General features: G+C 39.6%; 16 protein-coding genes and 1 pseudogene. 4 read left to right on the forward strand and 13 right to left on the reverse strand.

Annotated features, from left to right (window positions below; genetic code table 11):
- Positions 1–236: 236 nt before the first annotated feature.
- The 8 genes from modC to C427_RS14115 all read right to left on the reverse strand — a co-directional run bounded on the left by modC (position 237) and on the right by C427_RS14115 (position 5,681).
- Complete coding sequence (gene modC, locus C427_RS14075; RefSeq protein WP_007638803.1) at positions 237–1,376, reverse strand: molybdenum ABC transporter ATP-binding protein; 1,140 nt, start codon at positions 1,374–1,376, stop codon at positions 237–239.
- Positions 1,366–2,061: a molybdate ABC transporter permease subunit gene (gene modB / locus C427_RS14080; protein ID WP_007638805.1), complete on the reverse strand. Its 696-nt coding sequence runs from the start codon at positions 2,059–2,061 to the stop codon at positions 1,366–1,368. The genes modC and modB overlap by 11 nt, the downstream gene beginning before the upstream one ends.
- Positions 2,058–2,837, reverse strand: coding sequence for a molybdate ABC transporter substrate-binding protein (gene modA / locus C427_RS14085; RefSeq protein WP_007638807.1), 780 nt, complete (start codon positions 2,835–2,837; stop codon positions 2,058–2,060). The genes modB and modA overlap by 4 nt, the downstream gene beginning before the upstream one ends.
- A 290-nt stretch (positions 2,838–3,127) precedes the next feature.
- A complete protein-coding gene (locus C427_RS14090) occupies positions 3,128–3,667 on the reverse strand; it encodes a DUF924 family protein (RefSeq protein WP_007638809.1) in 540 nt (179 codons plus the stop codon).
- Between the two features lie 46 nt (positions 3,668–3,713).
- Positions 3,714–4,088 (reverse strand): DUF6768 family protein, encoded by a 375-nt coding sequence (locus tag C427_RS14095; protein ID WP_007638810.1) that lies wholly within the window; start codon positions 4,086–4,088, stop codon positions 3,714–3,716.
- A gap of 257 nt (positions 4,089–4,345) precedes the next feature.
- Complete coding sequence (locus tag C427_RS14105; protein WP_007638812.1) at positions 4,346–4,639, reverse strand: RNA polymerase sigma factor; 294 nt, start codon at positions 4,637–4,639, stop codon at positions 4,346–4,348.
- Positions 4,640–4,734: 95 nt separating this feature from the next.
- Positions 4,735–5,187: a rhodanese-like domain-containing protein gene (locus C427_RS14110; RefSeq protein ID WP_161601926.1), complete on the reverse strand. Its 453-nt coding sequence runs from the start codon at positions 5,185–5,187 to the stop codon at positions 4,735–4,737.
- A 23-nt stretch (positions 5,188–5,210) separates the two neighbouring features.
- Positions 5,211–5,681: a CreA family protein gene (locus C427_RS14115; RefSeq protein WP_007638817.1), complete on the reverse strand. Its 471-nt coding sequence runs from the start codon at positions 5,679–5,681 to the stop codon at positions 5,211–5,213.
- 308 nt (positions 5,682–5,989) lie between these two features.
- On the opposite strand from C427_RS14115, the gene C427_RS14120 reads away from it, so the two are divergent.
- On the forward strand, positions 5,990–7,279 hold the full coding sequence (locus C427_RS14120) for a DEAD/DEAH box helicase (RefSeq protein WP_007638818.1): 1,290 nt from the start codon (positions 5,990–5,992) through the stop codon (positions 7,277–7,279).
- Positions 7,280–7,756: 477 nt separating this feature from the next.
- On the opposite strand, the gene C427_RS14125 is transcribed toward C427_RS14120, so the two are convergent.
- Both C427_RS14125 and C427_RS14130 read right to left on the reverse strand, forming a co-directional pair.
- Entirely contained in the window at positions 7,757–8,575 is an 819-nt protein-coding gene (locus C427_RS14125; RefSeq protein ID WP_007638821.1) for a LytR/AlgR family response regulator transcription factor, read from the reverse strand.
- A complete protein-coding gene (locus C427_RS14130) occupies positions 8,572–9,579 on the reverse strand; it encodes a sensor histidine kinase (protein WP_007638823.1) in 1,008 nt (335 codons plus the stop codon). The genes C427_RS14125 and C427_RS14130 overlap by 4 nt, the downstream gene beginning before the upstream one ends.
- A 392-nt stretch (positions 9,580–9,971) precedes the next feature.
- Here C427_RS14130 and C427_RS14135 point away from each other — a divergent pair, with 392 nt between their 5' ends.
- Positions 9,972–11,546, forward strand: a complete 1,575-nt coding sequence (locus C427_RS14135; RefSeq protein WP_007638825.1) for a sugar porter family MFS transporter — start codon at positions 9,972–9,974, stop codon at positions 11,544–11,546.
- A 360-nt stretch (positions 11,547–11,906) separates the two neighbouring features.
- On the opposite strand, the gene C427_RS14140 is transcribed toward C427_RS14135, so the two are convergent.
- The 3 genes from C427_RS14140 to C427_RS14150 are packed head-to-tail and all read right to left on the reverse strand — an operon-like array spanning position 11,907 to position 17,230.
- Positions 11,907–12,854 carry a glycoside hydrolase family 17 protein gene (locus tag C427_RS14140; RefSeq protein WP_007638827.1) on the reverse strand — a complete coding sequence of 316 codons (948 nt, stop codon included), beginning with the start codon at positions 12,852–12,854 and terminating at the stop codon, positions 11,907–11,909.
- Positions 12,844–13,731, reverse strand: coding sequence for a glycoside hydrolase family 17 protein (locus tag C427_RS14145; RefSeq protein WP_007638828.1), 888 nt, complete (start codon positions 13,729–13,731; stop codon positions 12,844–12,846). The genes C427_RS14140 and C427_RS14145 overlap by 11 nt, the downstream gene beginning before the upstream one ends.
- A 52-nt stretch (positions 13,732–13,783) precedes the next feature.
- Positions 13,784–17,230 carry a hypothetical protein gene (locus tag C427_RS14150; protein ID WP_015430975.1) on the reverse strand — a complete coding sequence of 1,149 codons (3,447 nt, stop codon included), beginning with the start codon at positions 17,228–17,230 and terminating at the stop codon, positions 13,784–13,786.
- Positions 17,231–18,132: 902 nt separating this feature from the next.
- On the opposite strand from C427_RS14150, the gene C427_RS14155 reads away from it, so the two are divergent.
- Both C427_RS14155 and C427_RS14160 read left to right on the forward strand, forming a co-directional pair.
- Positions 18,133–21,102, forward strand: coding sequence for a TonB-dependent receptor (locus C427_RS14155; RefSeq protein ID WP_007638839.1), 2,970 nt, complete (start codon positions 18,133–18,135; stop codon positions 21,100–21,102).
- A gap of 254 nt (positions 21,103–21,356) precedes the next feature.
- A pseudogene (locus tag C427_RS14160) lies at positions 21,357–22,909 on the forward strand (tryptophan halogenase family protein).
- Positions 22,910–22,952: the final 43 nt, after the last annotated feature.

The following is a 22,952-nucleotide window of genomic DNA, read 5'->3' on the forward strand; positions in this document are numbered from 1 at the left end:
AATCGCAAAATCTGAATCTTACCAATACGTCCGGCGTTGCCAATGCCTGGAGCGATGATATTAGTAGTGACTTTATTATTGTCAGGGCTGATAAGGCTTTGTATGAAGGGAAATAACGGGGTAGGAAATGTGTAATTTCACTCTAAAAATAATGGATCCGATTCAGTCTGATGTCAGATAGAAACTTAATGATGACTCTACAGTTATATTGATTGGCGGTAATATACCCTCATACCCTAACGAACTATCGCGGCTGACTTAATTTGTATCCATATATAGTCGCCCAATGTTAAAGCCAGCTTGTGTAATGATCTTTGGGTCAAACGAGCCACTAAATAACTGGCTCCCACTTTTAATCGGACTAATGACATAGCAGGGTCTTGGTCATTGATTATTTCTGCTATTTGTCCTGATAACACGTTGAGAATACTACTGTCGGTATGCGGTGTTAAAGTCAGGCTAACGTCACTGGCCAGCACACGCACTCGTTGTAGTGTATTTTGATTATTTTCAACATTGGGCAACCAGAGTTCACCACCGTCAAACTCAACGCGCATCAAATGCCAATGTTTGTCTCTTTCTATTACTTTACACTCAAGAATAGCCCCAACTTCATTACCCACGCCAAGTGGTAGGTCAGCTCTAGAAAACAGTTCTGTTATTGCTCCTTGAGCCACTACTTTTCCATGTCGCATGATCACAGCATGGTCGGCTAATCTGACTATTTCATCGACAGCATGACTTACATACAAAATAGGGATACTAAAACTGCTGCGCAGACTTTCTAAATAGGGCAAAATCTCAAGCTTTCGAGCGGTATCTAGCGACGCCAGAGGCTCATCCATCAGCAGTAGCTTGGGTTGGCTTAATAATGCTCTGGCAATCGCCACACGTTGCCTTTCGCCACCAGACAGTTGTAGAGGATGTTTCGACAATATGCCTTCAATCCCCATCACACTGACGACTTGGTTTAATAATTCAGGTTTAGCGATTTGATTGCAACGTTTTATGGCGTAACGCAGATTGCCGCTAGCAGTTAAATGCTCAAATAGACTGGCCTCTTGAAAAACATACCCCAGGTTTCGTTTATATGTAGGGACAACCATTGAAGTATTTTGCCAAAGTTCACCATTCACCTGCAAACTGCCAAAAGCGTTTGTCTCCAGACCTGCTATACACCGCAGTAAAGATGTCTTACCCGAACCAGATTCGCCAAAAACAGCAGTAATACCCTGCCCCGGAATATTAATATCAACATCGAGCTCAAAAGTATTGGTTGCTGACTGGGCATATCCCAGTTGAAAACGCGCATGTACTCCCTGATCAGATGTTAATGGCGCATCTGAACCTTCTATTTTATCAGCCTTATCTGCCATAAGTCATACCTACCGCTTTACGCTTACGCTGGAATGTATAAAGCAAAAGCAGCACCAGGAATGAAAATGCAATCATCACGCCCGATAAAGCATGCGCTTGTGCATATTCTAATGCTTCAACATGGTCGTAAATTTGCACCGACACCACTCGAGTTTCACCAGGAATACTGCCACCTATCATCAATACAATGCCAAATTCGCCCACTGTGTGAGCAAAACCTAATATGGTAGCAGTTATAAAGCCCGGTTTTGCTAGAGGTAACACCACAGTAAAAAACCGGTCTATAGGACCGGCCCCAAGAGTAGCAGCCGCCTCTAAAGGTCGATTACCAATAGCTTCAATTGCATTTTGAATGGGCTGTACTACAAAAGGCATGGAATATACCATCGACGCCACCACTAACCCCCAAAAGGTAAAAGGTAATGTACCTAGCCCTAATGCTTGAGTGAACTGCCCTATTGCCCCATTTGGCCCCATAGCAAGTAACAAATAAAAACCTAAAACGGTGGGTGGAAGCACCAATGGTAAAGCCACTATGGCGCTCAATGGCCCTTTAAACCAAGAGCGTGTTCTGGCTAACCACCAAGCGAGCGGAGTGGCTAATAAAAGTAGTAATATCGTAACGGTAGTAGCTAGGCGCAAGGTCAACCAGATAGTGGCTATATCGCCATCCGTAAGACTCATAGACTCTGCCCTTCATAGGAACTAAGCGTAACCAAATAACCGTATTCGGCGATAATCTTTTGAGCCTTATAGCTATGTATAAAATCTAAAAATGCTCTAGCACCTTGGCTTTTCTCAGCAGAGCGTAATAACACAACATCTTGCTTAATTGCATGATGCATGTAGTCAGGCACCAACCAATATGAGCCTTGTTTCACTTTCCTAGTGCCTAACAACTGCGACAATGCGACAAAGCCTAAATCCGCGTTACCAGAGCTTACAAACTGATAAGTTTGTGCAACATTTTCACCTCTTACCCATTTGGATTGAGTAGACTCGAGCAACGATAAATATTTAAGCACTTCGAGTGTTGCTGCACCATAAGGGGCTAATTTAGGATTAGCGAGTGCCAATTTATTAAACGCCCCCTCTTTTAATTTAGTTTCTATTGTATTGGCGAAATCAGACCGAGCACTCCACACAGCGAGGCGACCTATAGCATAAGTAAATCGACTATTCGCAATCACTAGGCCATCTTTTTGCAAAGCGTCTGGTTTAGCCTGATCAGCTGAAAAGAATAATTCGTAAGGGGCGCCTTGTTTAATTTGTGCATAAAATTTTCCCGAGGAACCAAAAGATATTGCTATTTGATAATCAGATGTTTTCTCAAACTCTGTGACCAAACGTTTCATGCTGTTACTGAAGTTCGCAGCCACTGCAACATGAACAGGTTTAGCCTCTGTACATAAAGTAAAAACACTAAAAACAATTAATCCAAGCCACTTTATTATTTTCATACTCTCGGACTCATTCACTCAGAAAAACGCTAGACAATTGATTTCTGCGATTTTATCACAGGCCTGTTTGTTGTGATAATTTTTCAGCTAATTGTGCTACAGACCCCATAAGTATTGATTAGGGAACATACAAAACCCGTATTATAATTCACTTGGCTTAATGTCATGCTCCAGCAAAAGTCAGACTTTCCTAGGGAGTAAATATAATCACCTAAGGCAACTTCAGAAGTTTATGAAACCTGCCCACCAGCTTGACTAGGTGTATAATGATTATTTAGTTCACACTTTGCTTAGAATGAAGAATTATCTTGGGTTAGAAACTCAAGCTCTACCTGAGTCGAAGTACGACTTAAAATAGAATTTCTATGGGGATAACGGCCAAATTCTGCAATGATAATTCGATGCTTGATCTCAAAATCTAAAGAATATTGAGAGCCGTTATCTGTGTATAGCTTCACAGCAGCACCATGAATGATTAACGACTCACTATGCATAAATGGCATAAATAAGAAGCTTCGTTGACCTTGATTTAACTCAGCATCAGCACCGACAGAAATGGCCTCCTGAGCCAATGCTAACGCTAATGGATCAGCAGTAAAAGACAATGCGCTGTTACGAAACATATTCCGCGAAAATTGATCTAGAACGATTATTTCTGCCAAACGTCCTTGTGCTGTTTTTCGCCAATCAGATAACTCACAACACTTTGCTGCTCGATGTATGTCTGAGAAACGTTTCTTTATCAAGTCATCAAAATAATGGTCTTTACTCCACCATTTACATGACTCAATTTTTTCAAACCAAAAAGTGATGATATCTTGACTCGTCATTTACTTGCCTTTTCAAATCATTGCCGCATCTTGAAATCAAACCACGTTACTTTTGATAAGACTCAGCTAAAAAAGAGATTTGTAATGCTACACGTTTAACTTCACGTATCACCGATAATCGATTTAGCTCCATAAAAAACCATATACGGGCAATAGCAAATGCAACAACTGTTGACAATGTACCTGCAAGCCAATTGATTTTTAAACCTACATCTACCTCCTTTACCAAATGACATGCACAATAAAGGGCAAACCCTGCAAATATTAATTGTAAGCTAACCACCACTGCAAAGCTTAAACGAAAAGTACCTTTAAAACTTTGCCCAATTAATTGCAATGAATTGGCTTGTTCTTCTGAAAACTCATGTGCGGCCTCATCATCTTTTAATGCTTCGAGTATTTTTTGATTTATATTTTTCATAAGATTTCTCCCATTTGACTATTTTGTATTAGTTTTCTTGATTGATGCAGGCTAGACTTAATGGTCCCTGTAGGCATAGCTAACAAATCGTTTATCTTAAGCATGCTAAATCCTTCTAGATAATGCGGATGCACAAGTTGATATAGCTGCAGCTCCAACCCACTCAACATTTGTTCAAAGTGAAAATCTTCTGGCCCATTATGCAAGGTTGCTTGGCAGCATGTACATCCTGAAACTTCACATATTCATTACATAGCTTATCTTGCTTTTGCTTTTTCCAAATGATGACAACGTCCTTGTTTTGTACTAATTTGGTACAACCATTTAATAAAAGAACCCAGATCTTTTAGTTTACGGATGGTTTTACTGACTGCTTCGAAGGTATTTTGTACTGCATCTTGTGCTTTTTGTTCGTCACCTAACTCTCGAGAGGCATAACGTAATAACTTGGGATACCAAATTTTCATCAGTTGTTGTAATGCGTCGGCACAACCCAATTGGCAGTTCACCACTAACCATTCTGATAAAATGTGTTGATTATTTCTTTTCATAACTTAAAGTCGTAGTAAAGTTGAAAGGGGTTCAGAACATTGGGCGAAAATTGTTAATAAAGTATACTCAATATGTAAGGGTCTGAAGATTATGGTTACTTGGTATGTATGCAATGCACATGTTGGTCAAGTAACTTAGCCCAGTGATGATCATAACCGTGTACGGCTAACGTTGGCACTTGGTATTGTTTGACTAAGGATTTGTAATCATTTGCCCAAGCAAATATGCCACCGTATAAATTCCTTACATTAGAAAATCCAGAGGCTATGAGTTTCTCAGCTATTTTTTCGCTGCGCACTCCTATTGAGCAATACACCACTACATTTACATTTTTGGGCACCTCAGACACCTTGAGCATACAAAAATCATTATACCCTACCCACTTTGCAGCAGGTAAATGGCTAATTTCGAATTCGGCCGCTTCGCGGCTATCGAGTATTAGCCAAGCAGACCCGCCACTAATAGAATCAGCCAACATGTCGCAGCTAATAACAGCAACAGAGCCTTGCAACATTTTCTTTAATGCCTGTTCTATTCTAACTGACACAGGAGAGCCAGGTTGTGTCACATTCATAAGGTAGAGGTATTAAACTTGTTATATGCTTGAGTACCCCACAATGGAACAGTTGAAAGGCTATGTTTAAAACTGCCTGACGTTTCTTTAGTGGAGTAAGACACATACATCAATGTTTGACTTTGTTGATCATACACACGACGAATCTTCATGCTTTTGAAAAAGATACTTTTTGATTTTTTAAACACCACATCACCTGATTTTGATTTATCAATAGCAGCAATCATGGCTGATGTTATTTCGCCTGTTTGCCGGCATGAAATAGAGCTATCAGAAGGATCAGACAAACTAAGATCCGCTTCTATACTGGCAACATGGCAAGTCACACCCGTGACAATAGGGTCAACCAAAGTATTTAACTTGATATCCTTCGTAGTAAAAGCTCCAAGAGAGATATCACCCACTTCATTTTTGTCACAGCCAACTAACAACAAAGTGAGCCCCAAACATACACACAACCCTTTCATTTTAAATCCTCAATATTGTCAGTTTATTATAAAAATTATTTTTTAATTAGTTTTGAACTTTTTACCCAAATTGCACGACTTAGTATTGGTAGCCTAGTGAACTGCCATCTCCCTGGGCCGTTTAGCGTAAATACTATGCTAGCGGCTTTTTACTTTCTGTCAAAGCCTCTGTACCTCAGATTTACCTACCACCATACAAGAACACACAAGAACAAAAATAGTGTTCACAAAAACCACAAACAGTCTGACTTAGTGGTTAAAATGCTGTATATTCCCGCCTCGCTTTTTGCCCTTGCACAGGAATCAGTATGAAATTTTCAAATTTAGGTTTAGCCAATGAAATCCAACAGGCCCTCGAAGTCTGTGGTTATACTGAAATGACGCCCGTTCAAGAACAGGCAATTGTTCCTGCCCGCAGAGGCAAAGATCTTTTGGTTAATGCCCAGACAGGTACCGGTAAAACGGCCGCTTTTGCTTTACCTATTTTACAGCAAATGCTGGATAAACCTAAAGACACCTTATCGGGTAGCCCGCGAGCATTAATTTTAACCCCAACTAGGGAGCTAGCTGAACAGCTCGCCAACACTATTGGCGCCTATGCACAATTTTTACCTTTAAAGGTAACTGCGCTTTATGGTGGCGTGAAAATGGGTGGCCAATCAAATAAACTTAAAGATGGCGTGGATATCCTGATTTCAACACCAGGGCGCTTAATTGAACATTTAGAATTGAGTAACGTTAATCTTGCCAACGCTGAGTTTGTAGTTCTCGATGAAGCAGACCGTATGTTAGATATGGGATTTGTTGCTGATGTACAAAATATATTAAAGTTCACCGCTAAAAAACGCCAGACATTGTTATTTTCTGCTACTTCATCTCCAGCCGTAAATGAATTATCCCATAAGTTATTGAACAATCATCAGGTGTTAAGAGTTACCAAAATTAATGCCACGGCCGAGACAGTTTCACACGTTATGTACCCAGTGGAAGAGTCACGCAAGATTGATTTGTTCAAAGCCTTATTAAAAGAGCAAAACTGGTTTCAAGTACTGGTTTTTACTAGTACAAAGCAACAAGCCGATGAACTCATGGCTGCATTAAAACGCAGCAAAATTGATGCTGCTGTGTGTCATGCTGACAAAACCCAAGGGGCTCGCCGCCGTGCTATTGCCGATTTTAAATCAGCAAAACTACAAGTGTTAATTGCTACAGAAGTAGCGGCGCGAGGCTTAGATATTCAAGGTTTAGATTATGTGGTCAACTACAACCTACCTTATCTACCTGAGGATTATGTGCACCGCATTGGCAGAACAGGTCGTGCAGGTAAAGAGGGGTACGCTATATCATTCGTTAGCCGTGAAGAAGAAAACACCGTAGCTCGCATCGAAAAAATGATTGGTAGCAAAATAAAACGTATTGTAAAAGCAGGCTTTGAAGTCAGTAACCGCATGAGTTTGTTGAAAAGCGTTGCAAAAAACACCCGAAACAGTCGCAGTAACAAAGCTAGTGAGACCCAAATAAGTCATGATAAGTCTTCACCGTATCAAGCAAAAAAATCAAAGGCACGGGCTTCCAAACCCAACAAAGGTAAAAAATAAGATACTGCTGATAGCATTATTCTAAGACGATCCAAGCAGATTCGACAGCATTCTATTTCTAACTAAGAACGAATCTGAAAATGGTAATGAGTGAATTATAGTCATTTTTAAAATGGACCTTTCGTTTACTAATTGATAAATATGCCAGTAAATATTAACCAACGAAAAAAGAATAATAAAATGGGTAATTTAATGTTGATACGTAGCGATATCAAACACATTATAGAATAAAACTAGTTTGCTGTTTTTATAGGCTTTTTTATTCTTGGGGGTGACGTGTTTATTGGTAATCAAGTGGCCAATTGACGCATATCCACATGAATAGTCTGCTTAAATCCAGCAAACATTGTATATCTAAAAAGTATTAAATCTAGTGAAGCCTGATCCATCGTACTTTATTTACGACTAAATACTCTTATCGGAACAGTGTCCTAAGCTCAAAACGTGTCGCTAGAAACTCGTATATTTGAGCCCATATCATCCCAATAAAAAATGCTTGATTGCATCTTTGTAGTTACGACTAACTTTTATTTTCTCAAACTCCCCCAATAACAAGAAAAATTCTCCTTTAGTATGGGGAATAACCTTATCGATAAAGTTCAAATTGACTATGGTAGAGCGATGAACCCGCTTAAAAATATTGTCATCCAATTCAGACAATAACTCTTTTAAGGTACTGCGCTTGATGTGGGTTTCTCCTTGCGAATGTAAACACACATAATCGCCAGCAGCGTCGACCCATTCAATATCCGATTGTTTTAAGATAGTGATTTCATCACGGTCTTTAATCACTATTTTTTTATCTACAAAGGTGTTCATGGGAAATAAGCTGGGTATACTTCTATTGCTGCTTGTTTCAGAGTTTTTTCTTTGATTAATGCTATCGATCGCTCCTAAAATTCGCGGTTTGTCTTCTTGAGTATCAACGCCCTCCAATCGTTCTTGAGCTCTTTGTACCGCACGCACAATTCGCTCATCATCAATGGGTTTCAAAATATAATCGACCGCGTGAACGTCGAAAGCATCTAGTGCATATTGTTCATAAGCTGTGGTAAAAACAATAAGGGGTAAAATATCACTTTGTAAGCTTTTAACCACGTCAAAGCCGTCTAAACCAGGCATCTGAATGTCTAGAAAAATCAGTTGGGGAGATAAGTCTAGAGTGGCAGCTATGGCTTCACGGCCATTTTTGCATTCACCTACGATCTCAATGTCAGGTATTTTATTCAACTTGGCGCGAAGCAGTTTTAGCGCCAATGGTTCATCATCAACTATCAGCGTTTTTAATTTGGTCATACTTTATACTCATTTTCTGACAACCGTTCTTGATTAATAATTGGATAACCACTACCAGTAGTGCTGTATTCACAGGGGATCTCTATAGTGGTTCTTAATCCCCCTAATGGCAAGAGGTCAATATTCACCGAAAAATCGTTTTCATACAGTACTTTTAGTCGTTCATTGATGTTACGTAGACCAACCCCCCGCCCCTTAGAACTTTCCATTTTGCTTTTACCTATTTTACTGCCACTACCCGTGTCACTTAGCTGCATAATAAGCCGTTGCTGAACTACTTTAGCTTGGATTGAAATAGTGCCACCTAACTCATTTTGAGCAATCGCATGTTTCATGGAATTCTCAATAATGGGTTGTAACAAGAGGCTGGGAACCATGGCTAGTTTAGCCTTCTCATCAATCTGAAAATCCAAACTCAATCTGTCACCAAATCTCGTTTTTTCTATTTCCAGATAAAGATTAAGAGCCTTAACTTCATTTTCTAACGATAATTTGGTGTCTGGATTATTATCCAGAGAGTGACGTAAAAAACGGCTCAATTGCACCGTCATGCTTTGTGCTTTTTCTGATTCATTCACTTCCACCAATGAACTGATAGCATTTAGGGTATTGCACAAGAAATGGGGGTTTAACTGATAACGTAGCATTTTTATTTGAGCGTCTCTAGCAATGGTTTGAGCATGCATACGTTTCATCTGCTCTTCACGGGCTTCAGCCTCAGCTTTAAGCATGATCCTGTGTTCTGTTTGCAGTAAATCGTTGTAACGCATGCCATGAAACAGACCGGTCCAACATAAAAATATAAATACACTGGCAAAGTGCCAACCACCAAATTCGCTCCACTCTGTAATGATATCAGTCAAACGAATAAAAGCTTCAATCCTAAATAATGTCCAGATCAGTGACACCACTAACACCATTATAAATCCAGCGGTAGCGCGATAAATAAAAGGTTTATGCCATATATGCATAAAACCAACATATAAAAACAAAGTAAGAATCAACCCGAGTATCGCCTGCAGAATAATGTGTACAATGTGACTCCAATCATAAGGTCCGTACCACAGCGTCAGAGAAAAAAAGCTGATTGTACTGACAAATGCCCAGAATCCTAGGTGCAATAATCCAAACTGGTAGACCCTATAACGGCCGATCATTGTGGGAGGATGTTCAAAAAATGAGGTCACATGGCTGTCCTACTTAAGCCAACATCGTTAGCATTAACTTCAAAATTCAGTTTACACACTGTATAGGTTGCTCGCCAGCAATTCAGTCCGTACTATCGCTAACAATGACCGCTCTATCGCAATTAAATATATTTTTAGGAGCAATAGTCTAGCTTGGCAGAATCTGTGTGAATAGTATTTATTAATAATCCAAATTATAGGCAATAATAATGAAAAACAATCAGCCTCAATCCATTATCTACGTATTTTATGTATCTATCATAGTGGCATTGGGAGGATTCTTAATGGGCTTCGATGCATCTGTTATTTCAGGTGTGGTCAAATTTATTGAACCAGAATTTAATTTAACTAAAATTCAATTAGGCTGGGCTGTGGCTTCATTATCGCTCACCGCAACGTTCGCCATGATTACAGCCGGACCGCTAAGTGACCGATTTGGTAGAAAAGTCATATTGAAGGTAGCCGCACTGCTGTTTTTTGCATCGGCCATTGCTTCAGCATTTGCACCCAGCTTTTTACTGTTAGTTATGGCGAGAATGCTCGGTGGTTTGGGTGTAGGTGCAGCTCTAATAATTGCCCCTATGTATATTGCTGAAATTGGTCCTGCTAAATATCGTGGCCGTATGGTATCCCTTAATCAGCTAAATATTGTACTGGGCATATCGGTAGCCTTTTTTACCAACTACTTGATATTGCAGGCTGCTAATTCTGATAGCGACTGGGTGCAAACCTTTGGTTTTGACCAGTGGAATTGGCGCTGGATGTTAGGTATTGAGGCAATCCCAGCACTAATATATTTTATTTGTTTATCCATAGTGCCAGAAAGCCCACGCTGGTTGATGATGAAAGGCCGCGTTCAGGAAGCAAGCGTTATTTTGAAAAGGGCGTTAGGCCAGCAAAATGCAGAAAAAGAAATCCAGCAAATCAACAACAGCATCAGCCTCGCGCAAAACCAAACGAAAGGCGCATTCATGGACTTACTTAAACCCTCTATGCGCCTAGTAATGATTGTCGGTATCTCAATTGCCATATTGCAGCAAATTACCGGTATTAACGCCGTTTTCTTTTATGCCCCGATGATTTTTGAACAAACCGGTCTAGGTACTGATGCCTCGTTTATGCAAGCGATATTGGTGGGCATCACCAACGTAGTATTTACCTTAATTGCCATTGCACTAATTGATAAAATTGGGCGTAAATCATTATTATTAGCCGGTGTCTCTGGAATTATTGTATGTATGTTTAGTTTGGCCTATCAGTTTAATGCCGCCACTTATACTCTTACAGCTCAAGCTATCAGCAGCCTCTCCACAGAAATAGATATTCAAGCGTTACAACCCATAGTTGGCGCGACATTTAACAGTGACTTAGCATTTAAATCAGCAATCACTGACCTTCTAAGTGCAACCCAAGTGGTACAATTTGAATCAACCTTAGTATCTGCAGCCATCCAAATGAATGGCACCATGATTTTAGTGAGCATATTAGGTTTTGTAGCCTGCTTTGCAGTGTCTTTGGGGCCAGTTATGTGGGTATTGTTTTCAGAATTGTTCCCTAACCGAATTCGCGGTATTGCTATTTCGTTTGTTGGCTTAATCAATTCGGGTATAAGTTTCTTGGTACAACTTATATTCCCTTGGGAACTGGCAAACTTAGGCGCCACATTTACCTTTGCTATTTATGGCGGATTTGCCTTCATTGGTCTGATGATTATTCTCAAGTTTTTACCTGAAACTAAAGGGAAGACATTAGAAGAATTAGAGATTTTGTTGGTCAAACAATAAGGATAGCAAAATCACTAGGTTTTGATTCAAATGTCAGGCAATCATGACCTAGTGGTTGTTTTATAGACTTTATCTAAGGATGGATCGACAAGTTCAACAGATTATCAGTGGGTGATTTTTTACTTACGCTGGTTCAAGTCAGCATCAACGCCCTATTTATTAGTGACGTGCCGAGAGACATAAGCTAGATAGCAGCCAAACAATATTAAATCCTTCACACGAATAGGACGTAAAATTCATTTGTGTGAAGGAAAATATTGAGGATGATTTACTCAGCCATTGTAGAAAAGAAAATATGAATAAATTTCATACTACATTAAGTATTACAATGTTGTTGCTATTTAGCTCCGAAGCCTAAATCTAGGCTTCCTGCATGACCTGTTTGGGTTTACGATCAACCTTAAAAAGACCCCAGTGTTTCTCTGGCTCTTGTGGATCATCTGAACCTTTCCAAGGCTCATCAAACGCTTCAAATACGAAGGTAAGTATGCGTTCTTTTGTGGTCCATTCTAACAACTGAGCGTAATACGCAGTTTGTAATGCTTCTGATGCATTCCATGACTCAATACCCTGACCGTTTGACTGAGTGGTCCAGCCCGCTTCAGTAATGACGATAGGTTTATGCGGGTGACAAGCCAACACCTGATTGTAATTATTTTTTGTATATTCAAGGGCATTATCGATATTCTGATATTCCCAAACTGGATAAGTGTGGATTGAAATAAAGTCCAACTCCGCCACTAAAGGCGCCAATTTATTTGTCCAAGGTACGTAGTTTTCACAGAAAGTCACAGGTTGTGCAATATTGGCTTTTATACGCTGCACGTAATTCACCAGACTATCTACGGGTACCATATGATCGGTCCATTCCACACTGGCTTCATTCCCCACAGACACAGAAAACACGGATTTTGGATAGTGAGCAGCTAATGCAATAAGGCGGTCAATTTCATCACTGTTGTGACGTTTATTTTCCATGAGTTTTTCATCGTCAAAATGCGCGCCCCAGGGGCAATTAGGATTACTGACTTCTGCAGCCATATCCACTCCCAACATAATATGAAAATCTAACTTTTCTGTTTCAATCACACTGAGCACAGTTTCGGCATGTTTGCTGCAGTCATATAAACGTAAATAAGACCAATTATCAGCCAACAACAGTAAATCTTCTTTCACTTGCGCATAACTTGGAAAAATTCCTAAACGTGGATCTTGACCCTCTCTGTAACCCGAATAACAAATGCTATTACCATGTTTTAGACCTGTCAATTTTTCAATAGAAGATTGAGTAGTCAGACTACTTTGCATACTTGTGATTTCCATCTTTATCTAAAATACCCCAATAAGCACCCACGTCACCTTCATCAGCTACTTTCCAATCTTCATCAAATGAGGAAAAATAAAACAAGTCAATTCCCTCTTCTTGTGTCCAGTGGTAAGAGTCTACAAAATAACGGATCGCATTTTCATAAGATGGCACCGCGGCTCCCTCAGCACTGCCTTGGTCTGGCCAGCCAGTTTCGCTGATAATCACCTGTTTACCCGGCGCGACCTTTTGTGCTCTGCTGTACATATCTTTCATGTAAACCAATGCATGCTCTGCAAGGTAACCTTCCCAAAAGGGATAACAATTAGCAAAAATCACATCGCAGGCGTCGGTAACTTTCTGATTGTCTTCAAATAAGAAATACGCATCCACGTATCCTACCGGTACGCCGGGCGCACCTTGTTTGGCGCGCTGAATATAATCTATTAATTGGTCCTGTGACATTTCTTCGCGCAGCAACACTTCGTTGCCCACAGCGAGTAAGTCGGCGTGTCCCGCTCGAGCCACTTTGATAGCATTTGCAAGCTCTTTTTCGTTATTCTCGAGGTCGCCTTCTAGCCATACACCAACTAACGTTTTCAAACCATATTCAGCGGCTATTTTAGGGATTAACTCATTACCTTCAGTGCAAGAGAAAGTTCTAACCCATTTCACATGAGGCGCAATAAGTTGCAAGCGCTGATGAATTTGCTCTTCAGTAATTTGGGTACCAGGCCCTTGCCCAGAAATATAAGGACTAAAAGACAAACCATGAATTTTATCAGCTAATAACCTGCCGACTTCAGCTTGCATTTCATTTATCGACGATTTACCAACATGAAGTAAATTAGCGCGATTTCTATAATAATTTCCAGACATAATGACCTCTATATTATATATATCTCAACATCAACAAAACAAACTACGACTATTATACGTCAAGCAGTTGACTGGCGTTTAACGTGATATGAATTTGTTTGATGAAATCTGTTCTGTTAAATACTGCATGACTGAACTCGCCAGTCAACGTCAGGTCGCTGGAAGTTCTTTGTTTTCCATCAGACAAGGTTACCGTAAGCGTGGATGCACCAATGCTTAGTTCATATACAACAGGTACTTGACACCAAGTAAACCCGATACCATTTTTTGGAACAATCACTTGCTGCCATTCATTTTGTACATCTAGGTAACGGAATGGCTTTTCATGAGATACAAATTCACTACTGCGTAAAAGACTAGGTTTAAACTCAACATCACCGTTGTGAACATGAATACCTAACTCACCAAAGCGACTCAAAATTTCTTCTTTAACCTGTCCTGTCATACCAGGTTGTTGTGCCCCAGCATGCTTAGGGGTGTGAGAGTAAGGATCACAAGGAAATGCGCCATATTCTTCAGGTGATTTGTTAAAACCAATGCCACCACGTACCCGGTAATAAAGTCCGCCTAAACGTTGAATAAGCTCAGGCTCGGCCTCTTCTGCAACTGCAGTATAAAAGTTTTCTTTTAATGCTAGTAGTAGTTTTGACACCATGTGCCAATACACGCTGCCTAAACCTTCAAAACCAAACATGCCACCAGATCTACCAGTAAACGATTGATGATTAAACACTTGCTCATACAGGCTCTCAACTTTAGACAACATTGTTTTATCCAATGCAGGATAGTCAGCACTTATCGCATTAAGTTGAATAATCAATTCACCATTATTTTTGATATTAGGATTAAAACGATAATAACCTGCAGCGTCTTGCATGACGATACGGGCATCAGCGGCGGCTACCATTTGTGCTAAAACAGACACCTGATTGAACGCAGCCAAAGTGATCACATTTTTATCTAAAAATGGGGTCTGAATTCTGTCTGGATATAGCATAAAGGTTTTCTGATCAGCACGATAAACATCACTAGCAAACAATGCATCCAATACGTCTGCAGTCTGCTTAGGGTTAATAGCCCCGGAACTGATTGCCGCCACTTGTCCTTCGAGCATGGGATAAAGATTTTCTACTGTGGCTTTGTTACCATCGAAATCTAATAAATTATATGATTGGTATAAACCATCAGCACCTACGTTAGTTTGAATTGTATGGTCGATCACAATCAATGCATTACTGAGTAATTGATTGATCATTTCAAGCGAACACTTATCTTTATGACTAAAGATTTGAGTTTTATACACCTCTTCACGATAACGCCAAGCCGCTTGGCCTAAATCCTGTAACACTTCAAACCGCAAGGTATCAGAAACTGCTATACCAGCTAGTTTTGGACTTAATTTCTGTAGTATTTCGGTGGTTTCCCTAAGCCACAATGCGACTTCATGTGATAGTTCAGTAGTTTCTGTCTGTGTCTTTATTAAATCTTGGAGAAAACGCACATAACGTCTTAGATAATTCAGTGTGACCATAGACAAGCCTTGACCCACCAAAGCATTGTTTGCATCATTCCATTCTGGTCTCTGGGCGTTTAACCAAATACCACCGTCGACGACCAAGTTACCTAATTTACATAACAAAGGTACTAAAAGTTTTTCAAGTAAATTAACTTGATAAACATCACCATTTTTATCCAGTATTAACTTACCATCGGCACCAAATTGTTCGACTTTTTCAGCAATACGTTGTGCAGAATCTTCATCATAAGTCACAGTGCTTTTTGCATTGTTCAACATATCGTCAAATGACTTGATTCGATAAGGCACATTGGCATAACTAAAAATAGATTTATTCAGTAATTGCGCTAATAACGTGGGGTGAAACTGTTTAGACAATTCCAACATTTTAAGCAAATAAATGATCTGGTGATCACCCCAATATCCAATGTAACTCCATGGGTCATCTGGCTCTTCCACTTCCCAATCTATTCCCCCTTTAGTAATACGGTAGGGGTTATAGCCATCTATGGTGGATGCATTCACGAATTTGGCGATAACACATTCAATAAATTCTGGATAACTGAAAGTTAAGGCTTCCCAATTTTGAAAAATATCACGCCAGTTACCTTGATATGACAATAAGCGATGTCCGGCATCATCTTTTAATTTGATTTCAAATTGGTTCCATGGACGACTAGGGTCGCCATGTCTACGCCCAAAAGTAATAGGCAAGTATTCAGCAGCTAATCGTTCTAGCTGCGAGTCATTAAGAGAGGTGATAATGCTAGAAAAATCCTGTAAAGCGATCTGTTCTGGCAACTGAGACAATCCTTCTAAATGCTTGCTGTACACATCGATATTAAAGGTTTTTAAGGTGGCAATAAAATCTCTAGTTGATAAGGAGTATTGATTATCAAACACGCCACCTCTTAAATTATTAAACAAAGTATTGGCGTAATGGTGTACTGACACATTTTCTTCATTAGTCAGCTGAAACCCGTCGGTCGCGGCCATAATACGAGCCAAAATATCAGAGCCTTTACTGATTGAGTCGGTCAATTCAGTGAGCACTTTACTTGGGTTACCTAAAGCTTGGATCAACGCGCTGACCTGAGACTGATTTTGCTCAAGATTGGCGACCTGCTGCCATTTTTTAATTTTCTTTGGAGCTAATTCAAACTCTGCATTGATAAAGTAGGCACCCCGTATACCACGTTTATGACTCTCAGACTCTAGGTCTTCATTGCGCCAAAAGTGCTCAAGTTGAGCATTACACAGTAAGACTTTGTATTCATCGAAACCCATTGAAAATACAGTATTGGCCTTCAACGATTCACTGGGTTCTGCTCGGTCAGTAATACCCGAGTATAGTGTAAACATTGCCAAACCAGTTGGCCTATGCAACTCACTCCATTTATAGGCATCAACCAGGTTACTGGAAACCGTTTGAGTAAAACGTGGAGTGCCCGCAGGCAATATATTCTGCAAACCATCAATCATGTTAACCGATACATTTTCGTCAGCTAAATTGTGTAATTCACACTCACGACAAAAACCAAACTCATCACTGGTCATCCACGTGTAACGAAATGCCAACTGGAGGTCATGATTAACTTCTTCAAAACAAATTTTATCTCCCAAAGTATTTTTATATAAATTTTGGCTGATTTTATATTGGTGATTAAAATCTTTATTAAATGCTTCCCACTTGTAAGTTTGACCTTGCTTGCTAATTTTAAGCAGAGTTTTACACCCAGTATTAGCCGCGCTCTCATGGATTTTATCTACTGGTGCATAAGGAAATAAAGCCGTTTCAGGAGAAACTCTGCCCGCGGTCAAACCACCAGTGGAGGAAACAAATAACCAGTGGTCACTGTCTGAAATTAAACTGATAAAAAAGGGTGCCATGTTCTGCATATTGCGGATGGCATAATAACGCTCACCTTGCATATCGATAAATTGGCCTACTGCATCACTACTATTTGGGGCTGAAATTCTCATCGCCACACTCTCTTAAATTTAATAAATTATATATTTATAATTTTCTATGAAACGAAATACAACCTGAGCCATTTACGGACATTTCAATTAAAACCATCTGCTATGGTTATTAGTTAAACTCACTTTAGATTGACGCAAAACAAAGAATCAGATTTTCATTGATTGAAAACAGTCAAACACTAAGCTATGTATGACTTAACGCAACGTAAATAAGTCAAGAGGGACTGGGCTTGCGACTAACCAGATTTACAAATTAATAGCATCTACACAGTACTTACTGGGACAAATAATTGAATTTAAGCGAATAAACTTTGATTGATAATAAGTTCTACTTTTACCTATTTTTGTCATTTCACTGCAAAGGTTGGCATATTTATATATTAAGGACAGACTTCATACTTTAATCCTCATTTATATTTAATTTAATTATTTTTTTATAAAACGGAGAATGTTTAATCCAATAGTTACTGTATAAACACAACTTTAATAAAGCCCATTAACAGCTAAAAGCTTCCCATTTTTATTAGAGCTTTTTTACTCATTGAAGAGAAAATTGTATAGCCATAGCAGCATTCAATCCACATTTAAATGTTTCACTACAATCGGAATCGTTGATCACTCGATGTGTTTAGATCTTGCACTTAATCCATTCCACCTTTCATTAATACCGCCCCACCGTATTTAATGCCATCTTAATTAACCTCTGTGTTACAACTTCGTACATAAAATATTCATATTGGTCATGTAACCAATCTTAGCTGCAAGAATTTTATGAAGACGTAGAACCTTTTGTTAAAAATATCGTAATAATTAAAATATTTTAACTTGGCGCAGGCTCGCTAGATAATAATAGTTTGAACACGATTTCCACTACTATTGAAAACAAAAAATTGAGGACACACATGAAAACCAAAATATTTAGTAAGACTCCTATAGCGGCAAGTATGTCGCTTATATTAGGCATCGCCGGTATAGCGCCAAGCTTTGCACAAGAAGCAGGAGATGAAGTAGAAGTGATCAGCGTTAAGGGAATACGCAGCAGTATGATCCAGTCTCTGGATATTAAGCGCTCTTCAAGCGGAATTGTTGATGCGATTAGTGCCGAAGATATAGGTAAGTTTCCAGATAGTAACTTAGCAGAATCTCTGCAACGGATCACCGGTATTTCCATTGAACGCTCTAACGGTGAAGGTTCCAAGGTCAGTGCTCGTGGTTTTGGCCCAGATCGTAACCTAGTGACTTTAAATGGTCGCCAAATGCCAACCACTACAGGTGAGCGTTCATTTGATTTTTCTAATCTTGCTGCTGAAGGTGTCAGCGGCGTAGAAGTTTACAAAACATCAAAAGCAGATGTGCCTACAGGTGGTATTGGTGCCACTATTAATATTTTAACTCACAAACCACTCAGTAACCCTGGTCAGAAAGCAACTTTTAGTGTGGAAGCATTAGATGACACCACTACGAAGAAAGGCAGCACAACCCCACAATTGTCTGGACTCTACTCAAATACATCTGACGACGGTAAGTTTGGTGTGTCAATATCAGGCAGTTATTCAGAACGCGAAAGTGGAAGTCAACAAGCCAAAATAGCATATTATCGCTCTTTTTCAGGTATCCAAGATACTAATTGGAGTGGTTCTAATGCAGTGTGGGGCGGTGTAGCCAAAGACGCTTCACAAACAAATCGTCCAGGTGACAATGACATATATTCAGTACCGCAAAACACCATTTATAAGTTTGAAGAACAGCAACGAAAAAGAACTAATGCTCAGTTAGTTCTTCAATATAAACCTATGGATAATCTTACCGCAACAGTCGATTACACCTATGTGTCAAAAACGAACGACACACAAAGCAACGTTATTTCTGCTTGGTACAATTTTGGACCTAGTGAAAACATTTGGACAGATGGTCCTATCGCTTCACCACTGGTATATTCTGAAACCTTTGGTAATCCAGCAGATGTCGCCATAGGTGGTAGTGACTTCAGTGTTAAAGATGAAACTAAGTCTCTAGGCTTAAACCTAGAATGGCAAGCCAGTGACAACTTAAAATTAAAACTTGACCATCATGAATCTAATGCTGACAGTAACCCAAATAGTGTCTTAGGTTCGGGTAATGAAATCCAGCTAGCTGCTTTCGTTCGTCAAGCTTCTGCCACAGATTTTAGTGGTGACAGACCTGTTTTATCGATTGTAGGTGGTAATTCTATTGTTGCAGCAGACTTTGTGGTTACCGGAAGTGTGTTTACCAACAAAAAGAACGAAGCTGACATATCTCAAACCCAGTTTAGTGGTGAATACATCCTAGAAGAAGAACTAGGTAGTATCGATTTTGGTTTATCTTTAACCAGCTCAGAAAACCGCGCAAGACTTAAAAATGTGCAACGTAATAACTGGGGTGGAGAAGGTGCCGCTGGTAACTTTGGTGATAATTTGTTTCCGCGCGGAAGCATTTCAGCTCAATTTGACAACCTAAGTGGTGGTAATTTTGATGGGTTTGGTGGCCAAGTAGAGGTCTTAGATAATTACTTCCCATTTAACTTTAATGCTGTACGAGATATTGCTGCGAGTACTTTGAGTGTGCAACCCGCAGCTTTAGGCGATTGCGGCAATTCTTTCTGCCCATCAAGTGACTACGGCTCAGAAGTAGACCAATTTACCAAAGAAGAAATGACATCTGTTTATGTACAATATAATTATGATGGTGAAATAGGTGATATGTTTTATGACATTCACTTTGGCTTACGTTATGAAGAAACCGATGTAACTGCCACTTCCTCGGTGCCTGAGTATATTGATTCTCCTCTTTGGAATGGTGTCAGTGAAGTTACCTTAGTGGGATCTGGGAACATCATATATGAAACCAAACAAGCCAGCTATAACCATACTTTACCAAGCATTAACTTTAATTTAAATGTGACTGATGACGTGGTTCTTCGCCTAGCTTATAGTGAAACAATTGGTCGTCCCAGATACGATCAAATGATTGGTGGTACTAACTTGCAAGCAGGTGCAAGAATTGATGGCGGAATTGGCAATACTGGCAACCCAGCTTTGTTGCCACTTGAGTCTCAGAACATCGACATTTCAGCAGAGTGGTATTATGGCGAGGGCAGCTATGTCTCTTTGGGTTATTTCACCAAAGATGTTGAAAACGATATTTTAACACTACCAGTCGACACTCAACTTAGCATAGTTAATCCGGCTATTGGGCCTTATGGAGATGAAGCTAGGACTGCTGTTGGTAACGATACAACGTTACAGCGTCAGTACATATATGACACTTATGGTGCAACTGACCCGCTTGTTACTTTAGAAGCTGGCAATATCGTTATTGCAGGTAACACAGCAACTGACCCATTAATGAACTTTAAGGTTAATACTCCACTTAATGTTGCGGGCACTACTGGTTATGATGGTTTAGAATTTGCAGTGCAACACTTATTTGGTGAAAGTGGTTTTGGCGGCATAGTTAACTATACCAAAACGAATACTGATAACGAACATGATGACTTTGTGTTAACACCTCAACTAGCTGAATTAGGTATCAGTGATTCGGCTAACGTGGTTGGCTTCTATGAAATGGACGGTTTCTCTGCACGTATAGCTTACAACTGGAGAGATAAGTTCATAGTAGCCCTTGTGCAGGATGGTGGTGCAGGTCCAGGTCCTCGTTACATTGAAGAATATGGCCAAATAGATCTAACTGTAAGTTACGATTTACCTCAAGTTGAAGGATTAAATGTATACTTTAATGCTATTAACCTGACTGCAGAAAATCTACGTACTAGTGGCCGAAGCGAAACACAGGTACTTGATTCTATTCAACAGGGTGCACGCTATGTATTAGGCGCACGTTACACTTTTTAGTAACAGCTTAATGTATTAAGTCAATTATTGAGGCCGCTGGATTAACGTAAATCAGCGGTCTTTTTTTATTAACCAAAGTTTTTTTCCAAAAAAGATAAAATAATACTTACTATGAAACCTAATTTACCTGTTACGTATGATCAACATTGTCTTTTTGACCGTAGAAGTAATGTATTAAAGGGTTAAAATTAAGCGCAAATTATAGTGATCCTACTTTTCCTTTTTTTGAAAAATGTTTAATATTGAGTAACCAAATGCACAAGCCATTAAAAAAAATAGTGATAGTTGGTGGTGGGTCTGCTGGATGGTTAACTGCAGGTATCATTGCCGCTGAACACTCCACAGATGCCGTTTCAGGCATTGAGGTCACACTTGTTGAATCGGCAGATGTTCCCACTATCGGAGTAGGTGAAGGTACATGGCCAACTATGCGAAGCACCCTTAAAAAAATGGGTATTTCGGAAACCGATTTTTTACTTGAATGTGATGCCAGTTTTAAGCAAGGCACAAAATTTATAAATTGGCAGACCAATACCAATGAGTATTATTATCATCCTTTTACACTACCGCGTGGATTTAATGAAACCAATCTTGCCCCATTTTGGCAACCTTTCAGAGATAAAATAAGTTTTGCTGATGCAGTGTGTATGCAAAGTCACTTGGGAGAACATGACTATGCACCAAAACAAATTTCAACTGCTGAATACGACTTTAGTGCCAACTATGGCTATCATTTAGATGCTGGTAAATTTGCGTTTTTTTACAAAAACATGGTGTAAAAAATTTAGGTATCAAACACATAGTCGATCATGTTGGCCAAGTTAACGCCGCAGAAAATGGAGATATTGCCTCTATAACTACCCAGCAACATGGTGATATATCAGGTGACCTATTTATTGACTGTACTGGTACCTCATCAATTTTGTTAGCTAAACACTATTCAGTGCCTTTTGTTGGTAAAAAACATATTTTATTTAATGATTCTGCCTTGGCCGTGCATGTGCCTCACCAAACCCCAGACAGCCCAATTTCTTCTTTTACATGTTCTACAGCACAAACTGCAGGTTGGGTATGGGACATAGCTCTGCCGTCTCGTCGAGGCGTCGGTTATACCTACTCCAGCGCTCACCTCTCTGATGAAAAAGCAGAGCAAACATTACGCAACTATATTACCCCTATAATAGGTAAAAGTGCGGCTCAGGTTAGTAGTATTCGTAAAATCGGCTTTAACCCTGGGCATAGAGAAAAGTTTTGGCACAAAAACTGTGTAGCGGTGGGCTTAGCCGCAGGATTCATTGAGCCTTTAGAAGCGACTGCATTAGCATTAATTGAGCTTTCGGCCAAAATGATCAGCGAACAACTACCCGCCACACGCCAAACAATGGACATAGTAGCGAAACAATTTAACATTAAGTTTTTGCATCGCTGGGACAACATCATTGAGTTTCTAAAGTTACACTATGTATTAAGTAAAAGAGTTGATTCAGATTATTGGCGAGATAATAGGGATGAAACGCATTTCCCTGAAGGTTTACAGGAACAATTGATACTTTGGAAAACCCAGTCTCCATATCACTATGATGGTGACGAAGCAGGAAAAATGTTTCCCCCAGCTAGTTTTCAATATATTTTATATGGTATGGGCTTTATTACCAACTCTGCTCGCAAAAAAAGAATCGATTTATCTAAAAATGCTGATAGGTTATTTAATGAAAACGTTAAGCACAGCAGACAACTGCTAGCTGCTTTACCGACTAATCGTGAATTGATTAATAAAATTAAACAATATGGCTTACCAAAAATATAGCCAGCACATACGTTTTAATAAACAACTGGCTATCAAAATGTTA

The sequence above is a fragment of the Paraglaciecola psychrophila 170 genome, from assembly GCF_000347635.1.
In the GTDB taxonomy this organism is placed as follows: domain Bacteria; phylum Pseudomonadota; class Gammaproteobacteria; order Enterobacterales; family Alteromonadaceae; genus Paraglaciecola; species Paraglaciecola psychrophila.

Bases quoted from the DNA above. Each gene is read 5' to 3' on its own strand.
- modC (WP_007638803.1), bottom strand. From the start codon at position 1,376: ATGGCAGATAAGGCTGATAAAATAGAAGGTTCAGATGCGCCATTAACA.
- modB (WP_007638805.1), bottom strand. From the start codon at position 2,061: ATGAGTCTTACGGATGGCGATATAGCCACTATCTGGTTGACCTTGCGC.
- modA (WP_007638807.1), bottom strand. From the start codon at position 2,837: ATGAAAATAATAAAGTGGCTTGGATTAATTGTTTTTAGTGTTTTTACT.
- C427_RS14090 (WP_007638809.1), bottom strand. From the start codon at position 3,667: ATGACGAGTCAAGATATCATCACTTTTTGGTTTGAAAAAATTGAGTCA.
- C427_RS14095 (WP_007638810.1), bottom strand. From the start codon at position 4,088: ATGAAAAATATAAATCAAAAAATACTCGAAGCATTAAAAGATGATGAG.
- C427_RS14105 (WP_007638812.1), bottom strand. From the start codon at position 4,639: ATGAAAAGAAATAATCAACACATTTTATCAGAATGGTTAGTGGTGAAC.
- C427_RS14115 (WP_007638817.1), bottom strand. From the start codon at position 5,681: ATGAAAGGGTTGTGTGTATGTTTGGGGCTCACTTTGTTGTTAGTTGGC.
- C427_RS14120 (WP_007638818.1), top strand. From the start codon at position 5,990: ATGAAATTTTCAAATTTAGGTTTAGCCAATGAAATCCAACAGGCCCTC.
- C427_RS14125 (WP_007638821.1), bottom strand. From the start codon at position 8,575: ATGACCAAATTAAAAACGCTGATAGTTGATGATGAACCATTGGCGCTA.
- C427_RS14135 (WP_007638825.1), top strand. From the start codon at position 9,972: ATGAAAAACAATCAGCCTCAATCCATTATCTACGTATTTTATGTATCT.
- C427_RS14140 (WP_007638827.1), bottom strand. From the start codon at position 12,854: ATGCAAAGTAGTCTGACTACTCAATCTTCTATTGAAAAATTGACAGGT.
- C427_RS14145 (WP_007638828.1), bottom strand. From the start codon at position 13,731: ATGTCTGGAAATTATTATAGAAATCGCGCTAATTTACTTCATGTTGGT.
- C427_RS14150 (WP_015430975.1), bottom strand. From the start codon at position 17,230: ATGAGAATTTCAGCCCCAAATAGTAGTGATGCAGTAGGCCAATTTATC.
- C427_RS14155 (WP_007638839.1), top strand. From the start codon at position 18,133: ATGAAAACCAAAATATTTAGTAAGACTCCTATAGCGGCAAGTATGTCG.